This is a genomic window from Streptomyces poriferorum, assembly GCF_019399235.1.
GTDB classification, from domain to species: Bacteria; Actinomycetota; Actinomycetes; order Streptomycetales; family Streptomycetaceae; genus Streptomyces; species Streptomyces poriferorum.
The window spans coordinates 26698-40955 of record NZ_JAELVH010000114.1 but is presented as its reverse complement, the minus strand read 5'-3'; the positions used below and the strand labels follow the sequence as shown (position 1 = coordinate 40955).

14 protein-coding genes and 1 pseudogene are annotated in these 14258 nt (G+C 70.4%); 4 read left to right on the top strand and 11 right to left on the bottom strand.

What is annotated here, in order from left to right; all coding sequences use genetic code 11:
* The 6 genes from JGS39_RS20470 to JGS39_RS20445 all read right to left on the bottom strand — a co-directional run.
* The coding region (locus tag JGS39_RS20470) for an ABC transporter permease family protein (protein WP_505391877.1) at positions 1–737 on the bottom strand (737 nt) is incomplete at its 3' end.
* A gap of 4 nt (positions 738–741) precedes the next feature.
* Complete coding sequence (locus JGS39_RS20465; protein WP_219570664.1) at positions 742–2262, bottom strand: ABC transporter substrate-binding protein; 1521 nt, start codon at positions 2260–2262, stop codon at positions 742–744.
* 27 nt (positions 2263–2289) lie between these two features.
* The gene (locus JGS39_RS20460; protein WP_219570663.1) at positions 2290–2883 is read right to left on the bottom strand and encodes a GNAT family N-acetyltransferase; all 594 of its coding nucleotides are present in this window, start codon (positions 2881–2883) and stop codon (positions 2290–2292) included.
* A 125-nt stretch (positions 2884–3008) separates the two neighbouring features.
* Positions 3009–3515: a 2-C-methyl-D-erythritol 2,4-cyclodiphosphate synthase gene (gene ispF, locus JGS39_RS20455; protein WP_219570661.1), complete on the bottom strand. Its 507-nt coding sequence runs from the start codon at positions 3513–3515 to the stop codon at positions 3009–3011.
* A complete protein-coding gene (gene ispD, locus JGS39_RS20450) occupies positions 3505–4251 on the bottom strand; it encodes a 2-C-methyl-D-erythritol 4-phosphate cytidylyltransferase (protein WP_219570660.1) in 747 nt (248 codons plus the stop codon). Before ispD ends, ispF begins: the two co-directional genes overlap by 11 nt.
* 405 nt (positions 4252–4656) lie before the next feature.
* Positions 4657–5139, bottom strand: a complete 483-nt coding sequence (locus tag JGS39_RS20445) for a CarD family transcriptional regulator (RefSeq protein ID WP_006380568.1) — start codon at positions 5137–5139, stop codon at positions 4657–4659.
* Positions 5140–5854: 715 nt separating this feature from the next.
* Between JGS39_RS20445 and JGS39_RS20440 the strand changes: the two genes are divergently transcribed.
* Positions 5855–6532, top strand: coding sequence for a copper chaperone PCu(A)C domain-containing protein (locus tag JGS39_RS20440; protein ID WP_219570658.1), 678 nt, complete (start codon positions 5855–5857; stop codon positions 6530–6532).
* Positions 6533–6640: 108 nt separating this feature from the next.
* On the opposite strand, the gene phoP is transcribed toward JGS39_RS20440, so the two are convergent.
* Together phoP and phoR are read right to left on the bottom strand one after the other, a co-directional pair.
* Positions 6641–7312 carry a two-component system response regulator PhoP gene (gene phoP / locus JGS39_RS20435; protein ID WP_469544019.1) on the bottom strand — a complete coding sequence of 224 codons (672 nt, stop codon included), beginning with the start codon at positions 7310–7312 and terminating at the stop codon, positions 6641–6643.
* Between the two features lie 5 nt (positions 7313–7317).
* The gene (phoR, locus tag JGS39_RS20430) at positions 7318–8592 is read right to left on the bottom strand and encodes a two-component system sensor histidine kinase PhoR (RefSeq protein WP_219570657.1); all 1275 of its coding nucleotides are present in this window, start codon (positions 8590–8592) and stop codon (positions 7318–7320) included.
* A 198-nt stretch (positions 8593–8790) separates the two neighbouring features.
* On the opposite strand from phoR, the gene phoU reads away from it, so the two are divergent.
* Positions 8791–9468 carry a phosphate signaling complex protein PhoU gene (gene phoU / locus JGS39_RS20425; protein ID WP_148019406.1) on the top strand — a complete coding sequence of 226 codons (678 nt, stop codon included), beginning with the start codon at positions 8791–8793 and terminating at the stop codon, positions 9466–9468.
* Positions 9469–9649: 181 nt separating this feature from the next.
* The gene (locus JGS39_RS20420) at positions 9650–9799 is read left to right on the top strand and encodes a hypothetical protein (RefSeq protein ID WP_219570656.1); all 150 of its coding nucleotides are present in this window, start codon (positions 9650–9652) and stop codon (positions 9797–9799) included.
* 78 nt (positions 9800–9877) lie between these two features.
* Here JGS39_RS20420 and JGS39_RS20415 read toward each other — a convergent pair whose 3' ends face one another.
* Complete coding sequence (locus tag JGS39_RS20415) at positions 9878–11218, bottom strand: MDR family MFS transporter (protein ID WP_219570655.1); 1341 nt, start codon at positions 11216–11218, stop codon at positions 9878–9880.
* A gap of 183 nt (positions 11219–11401) precedes the next feature.
* On the opposite strand from JGS39_RS20415, the gene JGS39_RS20410 reads away from it, so the two are divergent.
* Positions 11402–12163 (top strand): phosphoglyceromutase, encoded by a 762-nt coding sequence (locus tag JGS39_RS20410; protein WP_219570654.1) that lies wholly within the window; start codon positions 11402–11404, stop codon positions 12161–12163.
* Positions 12164–12262: 99 nt separating this feature from the next.
* Here JGS39_RS20410 and JGS39_RS20405 read toward each other — a convergent pair whose 3' ends face one another.
* Together JGS39_RS20405 and JGS39_RS20400 are read right to left on the bottom strand one after the other, a co-directional pair.
* Positions 12263–12442: a hypothetical protein gene (locus JGS39_RS20405; protein ID WP_219570653.1), complete on the bottom strand. Its 180-nt coding sequence runs from the start codon at positions 12440–12442 to the stop codon at positions 12263–12265.
* 441 nt (positions 12443–12883) lie between these two features.
* Positions 12884–14120, bottom strand: a pseudogene (locus tag JGS39_RS20400) (tyrosine-type recombinase/integrase).
* Positions 14121–14258 lie beyond the last annotated feature (138 nt).

Below are 14258 nucleotides of genomic sequence, written 5' to 3'. Positions count from 1 at the left end.
CCGCCGGTGAGTCCGACGACGACCAGGCCGAGCTGGGGCAGCAGGCCGGGCAGGGTGCGGCGCAGGGCGTGGCGGGCGATGCGGTGTCCGGGCAGGCCGGCTGCGGTGGCGGCGCGGGCCCAGGGTTCGGCGAAGGCGGCGGGCAGCGCGTCGTCCAGGAGCCGGCCGAGGAGGGCGCCGGCGGGGATGCCCATGGCGAGGGCGGGCAGCACGGTTTGTTCGGGGGTGCCCCAGCCGATGGCGGGGAGCCAGTCCAGCCGCACGGCGACGACGGCGGCGAGGACGGCGGCGATGAGGAATTCGGGGAGGGCGGCGAGGACGGCGGCGCCGGTGCCGGCTCCGGCGGTGACGTTCCGGTGGCGTGCCCCGCGGCGCAGGGTGCGGGCGGCGAGGGCCGCGGCGGTCAGGAGGGCGACCAGGAGCGAGGCGCCCATGAGGGTGAGGGAGACCCCGAGGGCGGGTATCGCGTCCGGGGCGACGGGCTGTCCGGAGACCCAGGAGGTGCCGAGGTCGCCGCGCGGGAGTCCGGCCAGCCAGTCGCCGAGCAGTTGGAGGGGGCCGCCGTCCAGCCCGGTCTCGGCGCGGATGGCGTCGAGGGTCTCGGGCGTGGGCGGCCGGTCGGCGTAACGGGCGTGCAGGATCGTGAGGGCGGGGTCGGTGCGGGTCAGGCGGGGCAGCAGTCCGATGACGGCGACGACCGCGAGGAGTGCGGTGAGGCGGCCGGCCAGGTGTTTCACCGGGTCATCCGAGGCGGGTGTCCGCGGTGATGAGGGTGCGTTCCAGGGGGTCGAGGGAGACGCCCTGGACGCGGCTGTCGTCGTAGCCCTGGACGAAGCGTTCGTGGAGCAGCGGTACGAGGGCGTCGGTGCCGAGGACGTCGGCCTCGGCACGCGCGGCGGCGGCGTGGCGGGCATCGGTCCCGGTGGTGGCGGCGGCCTTGTCCACGTCGGCGTCGACGCGCTTGTCGCAGAGCTGGGAGATGTTGAAGGTGCCGTCGCAGGTGAAGTCGGAGGCGAGGTAGGAGACCGGGTCGGCGGTGTCCAGGAGGGTGTTGCGGGCCTGGATGAAGGCGTCGTACTTCCCGGCGAGGGCGTCGGCCTCCAGTTGGGCGTAGTCGCGGACGACCTGCTTGACGGTGAAGCCGCGCTTGCTGAGCTGCTGCTGGACGACGGTGGCGACCTCGGGGAGTTCGGGCCGGTTGGTGTAGGTGGCGAGGACGATCTCCTTCGTCTTCGCGACCTGTGCCTCGCCGGCGGCCTTCGTCCGGCCGACGGGGCTGGTGCGGGCGTCGGCGGCCCAGGGGACGCCGGGGCCGAGGAGGCCCTGCGCGGTGTCGGCGCGGCCTTCGTAGACGGCCTTGACGAGGGCCTGGGAGTCGATGGCCTCGCGGGCCGCCGCGCGCATCGCGGGGTCGGCGAAGACGCCGCGTCCGGTGTTGAGGGAGAGGCCGTTGGTGCGGGCGGAAGGGAACTCGTGGACGAGCCCGTCGCCGAGGAGGGAGGCCTGGGAGATCGGTACGTACTCGGCGACGTCGACGGCCTCGGTGCGCAGGGCGTTGGCGCGGGCGGTGCCGTCGGCGACGAAGGTGACGTCGACGCCGGGGGCCTTGGCCTTGGCACCCCAGTAGGTGTCGTTGCGTTCCAGGGTGGCGCTGACGGCGCCCTTGACGGCGGCGAGGGCGAAGGGGCCGGTGGCGTGTCCGGCCGGGTCGGCCTTGCCGCCGGTGTAGGCGGCGGCGGACAGGATCGTCAGGGAGGGGTTGGCGAGGCGCTGGGGCAGCAGCGGGTCGGCCTCGTCGGTGACGATCCGTACGGTGTCGGCGCCCCGGGCCGTGGCGGTGAGGCCGGTGTCGGACAGGACGCGGGGCTTCGGCGACGCCTTCCCGGCTGCGGTCAGTGAGCGGACGACGGCGGCCGGATCGACCTTCGTGCCGTCGTGGAAGGTGGCCTCGCGCAGGGTGAAGGTCCATTCCTTCGCGCTGTCGCGCTTCCAGGAGGCGGCGAGTGCGGGCTTCGCCGTGCCGTCGCGGCCGAGGGCGGTGAGGCCCTCGATGACCGCGAGGCGGCTGAGAGTGACGGCGTCGTCCCCGTAGGGGGACATGGCCTGGGCGGGCGGGAAGGCCATGACGACCCGGAGGCGTTGCCCGCCGGCCGCGGCACCGTCGGACGCGCTGCCGGAGCAGGCGGTGGCCAGCGGGACGAGGAGGGCGGTCGCGGACAAGGTCAGCGGCAGCGCGGAGCGACGGCGTCGGGGCGTGGACATGGCAACGACCTTATATGAAAATGATTGTCATTTGAAAGGGAGGGGCTGCGGCGCTTCCGGAGGCAGCGGCAGCTCGAAGTGGACGATGCCCTGGCCGCCGCCCGGCAGTGCGCGCTCGTCGCACACCTCCCGCGCCAGCGACCGCCAGAACGGCTCGGCACCCGGCACGGCGGGATCGGTATGCAGGTAGACCGCCTCGTACCCGCCGGCCCGCGCGACGAAGTCCCGGAGCTCGCGCACCATCCGGCGCGCGAGGCCGTGCCTGCGATGCTCAGGCGCGACGTAGACGCGGCAGAGCTGGGCGGTGGTGCCGGACGGGAAGCGGTCGGCGACCCACTGCGGATTCGGCGGCGCCTGCGGGCCCCGGTCCCGCACGGCGCCCGTCGCGACGATCTCGCCGTCGCGCTCGGCCACCAGCAGGGTGCAGCGCGCGGGGCGCAGATAGGCGGCCTCGGGGTCGATGATGTCGGCGTGCCAGCGCGGTACGTAACCGGAGCGCAGGTCGCGGTAGACGGTGTCGAGCATGACGGCGCGCGCGCCGCCGATGTCCTGCGGCCCGGCGGTGCGCACGACGTACCCGCCGGCCTCGGCCCGTACCGGAGCGATCGTCGTCGTGCTCATCCCGGAGCTTCACCGTCCCTTGCCCGTCGCGTCATTGCCGCACCAGCGTACGTGCAAGTCATGTGCAACAAGGCTGCGGGCTCCGGGGACGTCCAGGTCAGGCCCCCGGAGCAACGTCGGGCGGCTCAGCCGGTGCGGTAGACCAGGGCCGTCGCGATGCCGGCGATGCCCTCGCCCCGGCCGGTGAAGCCGAGCCCGTCGGAGGTGGCGGCCGAGAGCGAGACGGGTGCGCCCACGGCGGCGGACAGCACCTTCTGCGCCTCGTCGCGCCGCTTTCCGATCTTCGGGCGTACGCCGACGACCTGGACGGCCACGTTGCCGATCTCGAAGCCCTCGGACCGGACGATCCTGGCCGCCTCGGTCAGCAGCGTGACGCCCGCGGCGCCGGACCACTCGGGGCGGCCGGTGCCGAAGTGCTGCCCGAGGTCGCCGAGACCGGCGGCCGAGAAGAGCGCGTTGCAGGCGGCGTGCGCGACGACGTCGGCGTCGGAGTGGCCGGCGAGGCCCGGGCCCTCGCCCTCCCACAGCAGGCCCGCGCACCATAGTTCGCGGCCCTCCTCGAAGGCGTGGATGTCGGTGCCGATCCCCACGAGCGGGATCACGGGTGCGGTGCCGGAAACCTCAGAAGCCATCGTTCGCCCTCCTGCGTGCGAGAACCGCCTCGGCCAGGACCAGATCCAGCGGCCGGGTCACCTTGAACGCTTCCTCGTGGCCGGGGACGACCACGACGGGCGCCCCGAGCCGCTCGACCATCCCCGCGTCGTCGGTCGCGCCCTCGCCGCTGAGGGCGACCTCCTCGTGGGCCCGCATCAGCGTGTCGCGGTCGAAGCCCTGCGGGGTCTGCACCGCGCGGAGCCGGGCCCGCACCGGGGTGGAGAGCACCGGCTCGGGCTCCCCCGGCGCACCCGGCTCGACCTCCTTGACGGTGTCGGCGAGCGGCAGCGCGGGAACGACGGCGGGCGCCCCGTCCCGTACGGCCTCGATCACCGCGTCGACCGTGTCGACGGGCACGAGCGGGCGGGCCGCGTCGTGGACGAGGACGACGGCGACGTCCTCGGGCAGCGCGTCGAGTCCGAGCCGCACCGACTCCTGCCGGGTCCCGCCGCCGGGCACCACCAGGAAGTCGGTGCGCTCGGGCAGGGCGTGCTCGTCGAGCAGATGCCTCACCTCGGGCGCGCCGTCCGGCGGCGCGACGACCACGACCAGGGACACATGGCGGGAGGCCGCCATGGCCCGTACGGCGTGGATGAGCATGGGCGTCCCGCCCAGCGCGCGGAGCGCCTTGGGGGCGCCCGGGCCGAGCCGAACGCCGCGGCCGGCCGCGGGAATCACGGCGGCGGTGCGGTAGGGACGCGATTGATCAGACATCGGTTGCACTCCGAAGCATCGGCATGTTTGTCTCCACGGCCGACGTGGGTATGGGCTCAAGCGAGCCGGGCGCTACGCCATGACTCGACCGGGACCCTTTCCGTGACCCCGGGCGAGACGGGTACCACCCCGGCCGCTCGGGATCGGCGTCACACGTCGACCTCACAAGATCGCGAGCAAAGTACCGGGGGATCGTCGACGAGGCCAACGCATCGGCGCATCGGGGAGAACATCCGGTTTCATCAGGCCACGGCCACGCCGCCCGCAGGCGTCGGCCCGACCGGGTGCGCCGCCGGGGCGTCACCGTGCCACAGCACGGACATGCCGCAGCGCCCGACGACACACCGTGAAAACGGCTGGTCAGCGGGCACCGCGGCACATTATTTACGACCGGTGCGATCCGGTTCAGGACGCGAGGACCTCGTCAAGAAGAGCCTCGGCCTTGTCCTCGTTCGTGTTCTCCGCGAGAGCGAGCTCACTCACCAGGATCTGGCGAGCCTTGGCGAGCATGCGCTTCTCACCTGCGGAGAGTCCACGCTCGCGCTCACGACGCCACAGGTCACGAACGACTTCCGCGACCTTGATGACATCACCGGATGCGAGCTTCTCGAGATTTGCCTTGTAGCGTCGGGACCAGTTCGTCGGCTCCTCGGCATACGGCGCGCGCAGCACCTCGAAGACCCGGTCCAGCCCTTCCTGCCCGACCACGTCGCGCACACCTACGAACTCCGCATTGTCCGCCGGTACACGCACCGTCAAGTCGCCCTGAGCGACCTTGAGCACCAAGTAGGTCTTGTCCACGCCTTTGATCTGGCGAGTTTCGATAGCCTCGATCAGCGCGGCCCCGTGATGGGGATAGACCACGGTGTCGCCAACCTTGAACGTCATGTGACAGGTACCCCTTCCGTGGCTATCAAGAGTAACACGAGAACAGCTTCTCCTGAATGGCGTTTTCGCAGGTCAGGGCATATCTCGGGGCTTGACAACTGCAACACGGACGTGCTGCGGAGGGCTCGCGGAGGACGGTATTCGCAGGTCGGAGCCGCTGTGCGGGCGAGGAGAAACGCGGACGTTACACCTACCGGAACCCACTCGGAAGTGACGAGACGTCCCGTTTTGCCGGGTTCCGGGAGATGAAGATTCCGCACTCCGTTCGGAGATCGATCACCCGTACGACGGTTAGTGCCGACGGCAGTACTGGTGGCCAATGAAATTGATCAACGCCGGACGCCGTGAGGATTATGTGCAATGAATGCGCCACAGCCCCTTGAGCAGCGGCTGAACAGGGACAAGCGCGGGGGGGGAACATCCGGCGGAACGCGTGGCGGAACATGTGGCGGAACATGTGGCGGAACATGTGGCGGAATTGATCAAGCGCGTTATGTGAACGGCGTGCGAATGATCTCGCGCACGCCGGCCCGCGATCACCGGCCCGCGATCATCCGAGCCGTCGTGCCGGATCCCCCGGGCCGTCAGGGGCGGGTCGGGTGCGGGGCGGGGACTGCGGCTCGGTAACCTGGCCGCTGACACACCCTTAGGGCGGCTTTACACCGCTCGCCCGACCCCGTCCGTAAGTCCGCTCGTTCAAGGAGTTGCCGCCGCCGTGAGCCGCAGCCTTCGACACGGCGCCCTCGCCGCCACTGCCATCGTGTTCTCGATCGCCGCGCTCTCCGCATGCGGAGCCGGCAAGAACGCGCAGACGCTCGAAGTCAGGCCTGACAACGCCGCCACGTCGTCCGGCGACATCAAGATCCAGAACGCCAACGTGGTCACCCAGCCGGAGCACGGCGCCGAAGGCCCGGCCGCGGTCACCGCCACGGTGTTCAACAACGGCACCGAGCCGGAGACGCTGGACGCCATCACCCTGACGGGTGGCAGCGGCTCCGTGGAGCTGCACGCCGCCAAGGGTTCGGGACCGGTCGTCGTACCGGCCGGCGGCCGGGTGATCCTCGGCGGCAAGGGCAACGCCTCCGCCGTGATCGAGAGCGGCCGCGAGGCCACGCAGAACGGCAACGTGCAGCCGCTGGTCTTCAAGTTCAGCCGGACCGGCGACATCCCGCTCGGCGCCTCCGTCGTGCCCGCCACCGGCTACTTCAAGGGCTTCGGCCCCAGCGCGCTGCCGGAGACCCCGAAGAAGCCGGAGAACTCGCCCGAGGCGACGCCGACCGGTTCCGCGTCCGAGACCCCGGGCGCCTCGTCCGGCAGCCCCTCGGCCCCGGCCTCGGAAGGCGACACCACCACCCCGAGCGACGCGGCGTCCGACTCCCAGCAGCCGGGCTGACCGCACCCCGCACGACAAGCAGGTGTGGCTGAGGCGCCTCCCGGTCCGGGAGGCGCCTCAGCCACACCTGCTTGTCGTATCGCCCCGGTGCCGGGGCGGCGGGCCGGTTTACGGCTCGAACTTGTACCCGAGACCCCGCACCGTCACGAGGAACCGCGGGGCGCCCGGGTCCGGCTCGATCTTGGCGCGCAGCCGCTTCACGTGGACGTCGAGGGTCTTGGTGTCGCCCACGTAGTCCGCGCCCCAGACCCGGTCGATCAGCTGCATCCGGGTCAGCACCCGGCCGGCGTTGCGCAGCAGCATCTCCAGCAGGTCGAACTCCTTCAGCGGCAGGTCGACCTTGCCGCCGGAGACCGTGACGACGTGCCGGTCCACGTCCATCCGCACGGGGCCGGCCTCCAGCGCGGCCGGAGTGACCTCCTCCGGCTCCCCGCGGCGGCGCAGCACCGCGCGGATGCGGGCGACGAGCTCGCGCGAGGAGAAGGGCTTGGTCACATAGTCGTCGGCCCCTATTTCCAGGCCGACGACCTTGTCGATCTCGCTGTCCTTGGCGGTGACCATGATCACGGGGACATTGGACTTGCTGCGCAGCTGCCGGCAGACCTCCGTGCCGGGCAGGCCGGGCAGCATCAGGTCGAGGAGCACGAGGTCGGCGCCGTTGCGCTCGAACTCGTCCAGGCCGTCGGGGCCGGTGGCCGCGATGGCGACCTCGAAGCCTTCCTTGCGGAGCATGTAGGACAGGACGTCGCTGAAGGATTCCTCATCCTCGACGACAAGCACTCGGGTCACGGAAGAGCCTCCGGGGCAGGGAACGAATCAAAAGTGTCGGGTGCGGCGCCCGGGTGGGACGCCTCGTCGCCGTTGACGATGAGGGGACCGCCCGATGTGCGGTCCCGGGCCCTTACGGAGCCCGCTTCGGGCAGCCGCAGGGTGAAGGTGGAGCCCTGGCCCTCGGAGCTCCAGACGGTGACCTCCCCGCCGTGCGAGGCGGCCACATGCTTGACGATGGCGAGGCCGAGGCCGGTGCCACCGGTGGCGCGCGAGCGGGCCGGGTCGACGCGGTAGAAGCGTTCGAAGACCCGTTCCCGGTCCTTCTCCGAGATGCCGAAGCCCTGGTCGGTCACGGCGATCTCGATCTCGTCCCCGCCGGGTACGACCACCCGGCGGACGGCGATGCCGACGCGGGTGCGGGCGGGGCTGTAGTTGACGGCGTTCTCGACGAGGTTGCCGAGCGCGGCGGCGAGCTGGCCGCGGTTGCCCCATATGCGGAGCTCGGCGGTGCCGCCCGAGGCCATGGTGATCTGCTTGGAGCCGGCCTGCTGCCGGCAGCGGTCGATGGCCTCGGCGACCAGCTCGTCCACCCGGACCGGCTCGGCGTCCTCCAGCGGGTCGTCGTTCTGCACCCGGGAGAGGTCAATGAGCTCCTGTACGAGGTTGGTGAGCCGGGTCGCCTCTATCTGCATCCGGCCGGCGAACCGCTCCACCGCCTCCGGATCGTCGGAGGCGTCCATGACGGCCTCCGAGAGCAGGGACAGCGCACCGGTCGGGGTCTTGAGCTCATGGCTGACGTTGGCGACGAAGTCGCGCCGGACCGCTTCGATGCGACGGGCCTCGGTGAGGTCCTCGACCAGCAGCAGCACCAGCCGGGAGCCAAGCGGGGCGACCCGGGCGGAGACCGCGAGGGCCTCGCCACGGCCCGTACCGCGCCGGGGAAGGTCCAGCTCGACCTGTCGTATCTCCCCGTCACGGCGGGTGTCCCTGGCCATGTTCAGCATCGGCTCGACAGCCAGGCGCCCTCCCCTGACCAGCCCCAGCGCGTACGCGGCGGAGCTGGCCTTGACGACGCTGTCGCTCTCGTCGAGCACGACAGCGGAGGAGCTGAGCACGGACAGGACCGTGTCGACGCCGGGGGGCAGAGGGGCACCGCTGTCGGGCCGCAGGGACGTACGCGTGGGTTTCTTCTGGTCGCGCTCGCTCCAGCGGAACGCCAGCATCGCGATCACGCCGGTACACACCCCGGCGATCGCTGCAGCTGCGGCGACCGCCGCGTTCACGTCCATGGCTCCAGGTTATGCGGCTCCACCGACACTCTCCCAGCCGTCCGAGTGCCTATCCGAACACTCGTCGCCCAGAGTTCACCGAGGGGCAAGCACCGGTTCACTTGGCCGGTCGGAACCCGACGCGTACGGCCGTCACGGTGGCACCGTGGGGTTCAGAGCTGGCCCCGGCCTCGGTTTAGGACTGGAGAGGGACTTCCCATGCGTGACGCGTACCACGAGGAACTCGACTCGATCGGCGAAGGGCTGGTCGAGATGGCCCGGCTCGTCGGATCGGCGATCGGCCGGGCGACGACGTCCATGCTCGACGCCGACCTCAAGCTCGCGGAGACCGTGATCGCCGCGGACCAGAAGGTCGACGACCTCCAGCACGACCTGGAGGCCCGGGCCATCGCGCTGCTGGCCCGCCAGCAGCCGGTGGCGACCGACCTGCGGATCGTGGTCACGTCGCTGCGGATGAGCGCCGACCTGGAGCGCTCGGGCGACCTCGCCCAGCACGTCGCCAAGCTGGCCCGGCTGCGCTTCCCGCAGAAGGCGGTCCCGGACGACCTGCACGCCACCATCCTGGAGATGGGCCAGCTCGCGCAGCGCCTGATGGCCAAGGCCGCCGAGGTGATCATCACCAAGGACGTCGACCTGGCGCTCCAGCTGGAGCAGGACGACGACGAGATGGACCTGCTGCACCGCACGCTGTTCCAGCACCTGATGGACGACCGCTGGAAGCACGGCATCGAGACGGCCGTCGACGTGACGCTGCTCGGCCGCTACTACGAGCGGTTCGCCGACCACGCGGTGTCGGTGGCCAAGCGCGTCGTCTACCTGGTGACGGGCGAGCACGCGGACGAGATCCAGCAGCCGACGCCGGTCGAGGGCGCGTAACCGGCCGAGGACGCGGGGAAGGGCGGCCAGGGACTCGCACATGCGTTCCTGCGCGTGTGCGCCGTTGACGCGCCCGCCCGGCTGGGCATGCAATGGGGTGGGGCGGCACGACCTTTCCGTACGCCCCGGTCGTGGGCCCCGGGCGGGCGTACGGCCCTGTCGTACACCTTGAGGAGGAACCATGGCCGATTCCCCCACGACCGAACCACAGCAGGAGACACCCGCCGACGTGGCGCACCGGGTCGTCGTCGGCGCCTGCGGCTGCGGATCGGGCTGCGGGTGCGGCTGCCAGTCCGGCGCGCCGTGCCAGTGCGGCGGCTGCTCCGGCTGACGGGCGCGCACAGCGGCAGAGGGTGCCCCGCACGGACCGGCATCGTCCGCACGGGGCCGCCCCGTGCCCGTACCCGGGTCAGGCCGTCCGCTCCACGACAGGCTCGGCACCGCCACCGGCACCCGGGACCGAGCCCGCTCCGGCCGCTTCCGCCGCTACGACCTGTCCGCTCACGACCGCGGGGGCCGGCGCCGAAGCCGCGCCGCCCTGCGGCAGGTTCCGCATGAGCAGCCAGTAGCCGAACGCCGCCGCGGTGCCCAGCACCGCGCACGTCCCCCACAGCCACCCGGCCCCGAAGTGGTCGATCACCACACCGGACATCAGCGGGGCCACGAGCGCCGCGGCCGACCAGGACAGGGCGTACATGCCCTGGTAGCGGCCCCGGCCGTGAGCAGGAGAGAGCTGGACGACCAGACCGTTCTGCACGGGCGCGTTGACGATCTCGGCGAGCGTCCAGACGCAGATGGTCAGCGCGTAGACCGCCACCGAACCGGCGAAGGCCGTCAGCCCGAACCCGTACCCGGCGAGCAGCGACGACACGATGAGCAGCTGGCGCGGGTCGCGGCTCTGGATGAACCGGGTGACCGGGATCTGGAGCACCACGATGAGCACGCCGTTGACGGCGACCGCCGAACCGAAGTCGGAGCTGCTGAACCCGTCGGCCCCCATGGCCACCGGCAGCCCCACGTACCCCTGCTGGAAGATCAGAGCGATCACGAACGACAGCCCGACGACGCCCATGAACCGTCCGTCCCGCAGCACCGTGCCGAGCCGGATGCCGTCGCCGGCGGCGTGCGCGTCCGTGGCCGTGGCCGCGGCCTTCTGCGGCCGGGACTCCGGCACCTTCATGAAGACGACGACCGCGCAGCCCAGCGTCATCACCGCCTCGCCTACGAAACCGGCGAGGTAGCTGTACTCGGCGACGAACCCGGCCCCGGCGGACGAGACCGCGAACCCCAGGTTGATCGCCCAGTAGTTGAGCGAGAAGGCCCGCACCCGGTCCTTCGCCGGGACGATGTCGGCGATCATCGCCTGGACCGCGGGGCGTGAGGCGCTGCTGGCCATGCCGACGAAGAAGGCGACGGCCGCGATCGCCACCGGATGGACCATGAAGCCGAGCACGGCCACCGAGACGGCGGTCGACAGCTGCGCGACGAGCATCGTGGGCCGCCGCCCGAAACGATCCGTCATCACGCCGGCCACCAGCGAGGAGACGACCCCACCGAGACCGTGCAGGGCGGCGACCAGACCGGCGTACGAGGCGGAGTAGCCCCGGTCCAGGGTCAGGTACAGGGCCATGAAGGTGGCGACGAACGCCCCGAGGCGGTTGACCAGGGTGCTGGTCCACAGCCACCAGAACTCCCTGGGGAGACCGGAGACGGATTCACGGGTGGCCCGTCCGAGACCGGCGACAGACATACGGGTTCCCCCAGGACGTACGGATGTGGATGCGGGCGGTAAGCGGTCCGCCAACGGTCCGAACATTACAAATCCTGGATTCGGCGCTGCCACCCAATTGACGGCCGGCGTCAATCCACGCGGCGCTGTCCGCCCTGTGGCCGGGCGCGCGCGGCCCGTACGGGTTCGATTACGCTCGGACCCATGGCCGACGCACCGTACAAGCTGATCCTCCTCCGCCACGGCGAGAGCGAATGGAACGCGAAGAACCTGTTCACCGGATGGGTGGACGTCAACCTCACCGAGAAGGGCGAGAAGGAGGCGGTCCGCGGCGGTGAGCTGCTCAAGGACGCCGGCCTGCTCCCCGATGTACTGCACACCTCGCTCCAGAAGCGCGCCATCCGCACCGCCCAGCTCGCGCTGGAGTCCGCGGACCGCCACTGGATCCCCGTCCACCGCTCCTGGCGCCTGAACGAGCGCCACTACGGTGCCCTCCAGGGCAAGGACAAGGCGCAGACCCTCGCCGAGTTCGGCGAGGAGCAGTTCATGCTCTGGCGCCGTTCGTACGACACCCCGCCGCCGGCCCTCGAGGACGGCACCGAGTTCTCCCAGAGCGACGACGCGCGCTACGCGACGATCCCGCCGGAGCTGCGCCCGCGCACGGAGTGCCTGAAGGACGTCGTCGACCGCATGCTGCCGTACTGGTACGACGGCATCGTCCCGGACCTCCTTGCCGGCAAGACCGTCCTGATCGCCGCGCACGGCAACAGCCTCCGGGCCCTGGTCAAGCACCTCGACGGCGTCTCGGACGCCGACATCGCGGGCCTGAACATCCCGACGGGCATCCCGCTCGCCTACGAACTGGACGAGAACTTCCGCCCGTTGAAGCCGGGCGGGACGTACCTGGACCCGGACGCGGCGAAGGCCGCCATCGAGGCCGTGAAGAACCAGGGCAAGAAGAAGTAAGCAGAGCTGAACTGGCCCCCCACCTGCGGGTTTTCCGCGTGGTGGGGGGCTTTTTGGTGCGCTGGGCCGTCTGTGAGCCGTCACGTGCTCAACGGGCCGTCAGGCGCGTCGGCTCCAGCGGCGGATGCGGACTTCGAGGACGATCAGCAGTGCCACGGGGACGGCGATCTCTGCGGGGGCGTCAGCCCAGAGTGCGAGTGCACCGCCGGCTGTGCCGATGAGCGCGAGCGGCAAGTCACGAGGACAGATGTCGACGGTGACACCTGTGCGTGGGACCATGAGGCCTCCATCTGTGGTTGGTTCCTGGCTAGGATTCCGAGTGCGGAAATGGAAACGAATGCCGCCCATGCACGGGCGGCATTCGCATGTGGTGAGACTTTCGCACAGCCCTGCTTCCAAGACAAACGTGCAGCTAGAAGAGGGTTTGACTTCAAAAGTAGAAATGTAACGAGCCGCAGCGGGACGAGGCGCCCTCATTTCACTTGATGAATAGATCACTGCATGGCCTGGATGGCCTGGATGGCGCAACCACCCTCCCCGACAAGGGAGTTCCCTTGCCAGGGAGGGATCCTAGCGTGGCCCCACACGCCTGGTTCGCTCTTCGAACATTCACCATCATCCGTTTATGGATGGAACATTCCGCCCGCGGATGGAAGCACAGCTTCTGAGCCTCATTTCAGGCCGCACGCTTAGTTTTTGAGCCTACATCGCTGCGGTGGCTCACTTTCTGTGCGGTTCAATTTCGTACGCGTGCTCGATTGCCTTACGCGTCCGGTCCTGGCTGGACGGCATCAGGTGCCCGTACACCCGCAACGTCAAGCCGGGGTCCGAGTGCCCGAGGTACTCGGCCAACGCCTTGACGTTCTCCCCGGCATCCAGCAGCACCGACGCGTAGAAGTGCCGCATCGCGTGCATCCCGTTCTCGCGTGACTCGGCGTGCTGAGCGCCGGCCGCAGGAACCGGAATGACTCCGGCCGGCCAGAGCCGTTTTCCACGCCTCCTCGTTCAGCGAGGTGCGCCAGACATGACCACCGCGCGGTCCCATGAAGATGAGCCGCTTGGTCACCAGCGGTCCGCCCGCGACCTTCCATAGCAACGTGATCTCGACCGGCGGGAACTGCTTCATGTGTGCCCGCAGGGCGTCAGCGACAGGGCCGGTAAGCGGCACATCTCGCAGCTTGCCGCCCTTGGGCGGAGCGAAGACCGGCTTGCTGCGGCTCAGCTTGAGCTGCTGGACGACGTGCAACGTGTCCGACCGAAAGTCGATCGCGTCCACCGCGACACCCAGGACCTCGCCTTGCCGCAGGCCGCAGCCGCCGCCGAGGTCGACCATCGCCTGATACCGGTCTGGCATGCCCGCGCGCACAGCGAAGAGCCGTTCCGTCGTCCAAGGCGTGACGCGCTTCGTGTCAACGGTCGGCGGCCGAACCGAGCGGGCAGCGCAGGGATTTCGAGGAAGGTGCCCGTCGTCCACGGCCGCGCTGAGAGCCGCCCGCACGTTGGAGTAGATCGTCCGGACGTACGAGCCACGGACACCGTTCGCCTGGAGCTGCTGCACCCAGTCGCGGATGTGCGCCGGCTGGAACGAGCCGAGCGGACGCGTGCCGAGGTACGGGAACGCGTGCAGCCGGAGCTGCGACTCCATCGAGGCTTGCGTGTTGGGGTCCGCCCCTTGTGTGGACACCCAGCCCTCCGCGTACTGCTGGAAGGTGGTCCGGGCCGCGCGGGGATCGATGTACTGTCCCCGCGCCATGTCCGCTTCGGTATGAGCCAGCCACTGATCGGCGAGCCGCTTCTGTCGGTCCGGGAAGCTCCTGGACTTCTCCGTACCGTCCGGACCGACGTAGCGCGCCCTGTAGCGAGCACCGGAGCCGTGGCGCTCCGACTTCACCTTGCTCGGCTTGCCGTCGGGGCCTGGCACCGTCACGAACCAGCGGTCTTGGACGTGTCCGGCCATCAGGCAGCCAGGAGGCGAGGTGGACAGGGTGGAAGTCGAGTGGATTCCCCAACGTCCACCCGACTTCCACCCGACCCAACCGGCCGGCAACACGACTGCGGACCCGCTGGCCAGAGAACTGAGCTGATTCCACTCTCC

Excerpts from the sequence above, each read along its gene's own strand:
- JGS39_RS20465 (WP_219570664.1), bottom strand. The coding sequence starts at position 2,262 with ATGTCCACGCCCCGACGCCGTCGCTCCGCGCTGCCGCTGACCTTGTCC.
- JGS39_RS20460 (WP_219570663.1), bottom strand. The coding sequence starts at position 2,883 with ATGAGCACGACGACGATCGCTCCGGTACGGGCCGAGGCCGGCGGGTAC.
- ispF (WP_219570661.1), bottom strand. The coding sequence starts at position 3,515 with ATGGCTTCTGAGGTTTCCGGCACCGCACCCGTGATCCCGCTCGTGGGG.
- ispD (WP_219570660.1), bottom strand. The coding sequence starts at position 4,251 with ATGTCTGATCAATCGCGTCCCTACCGCACCGCCGCCGTGATTCCCGCG.
- JGS39_RS20445 (WP_006380568.1), bottom strand. The coding sequence starts at position 5,139 with ATGACGTTCAAGGTTGGCGACACCGTGGTCTATCCCCATCACGGGGCC.
- phoR (WP_219570657.1), bottom strand. The coding sequence starts at position 8,592 with ATGGACGTGAACGCGGCGGTCGCCGCAGCTGCAGCGATCGCCGGGGTG.
- phoU (WP_148019406.1), top strand. The coding sequence starts at position 8,791 with ATGCGTGACGCGTACCACGAGGAACTCGACTCGATCGGCGAAGGGCTG.
- JGS39_RS20420 (WP_219570656.1), top strand. The coding sequence starts at position 9,650 with ATGGCCGATTCCCCCACGACCGAACCACAGCAGGAGACACCCGCCGAC.
- JGS39_RS20415 (WP_219570655.1), bottom strand. The coding sequence starts at position 11,218 with ATGTCTGTCGCCGGTCTCGGACGGGCCACCCGTGAATCCGTCTCCGGT.
- JGS39_RS20410 (WP_219570654.1), top strand. The coding sequence starts at position 11,402 with ATGGCCGACGCACCGTACAAGCTGATCCTCCTCCGCCACGGCGAGAGC.
- JGS39_RS20405 (WP_219570653.1), bottom strand. The coding sequence starts at position 12,442 with ATGGTCCCACGCACAGGTGTCACCGTCGACATCTGTCCTCGTGACTTG.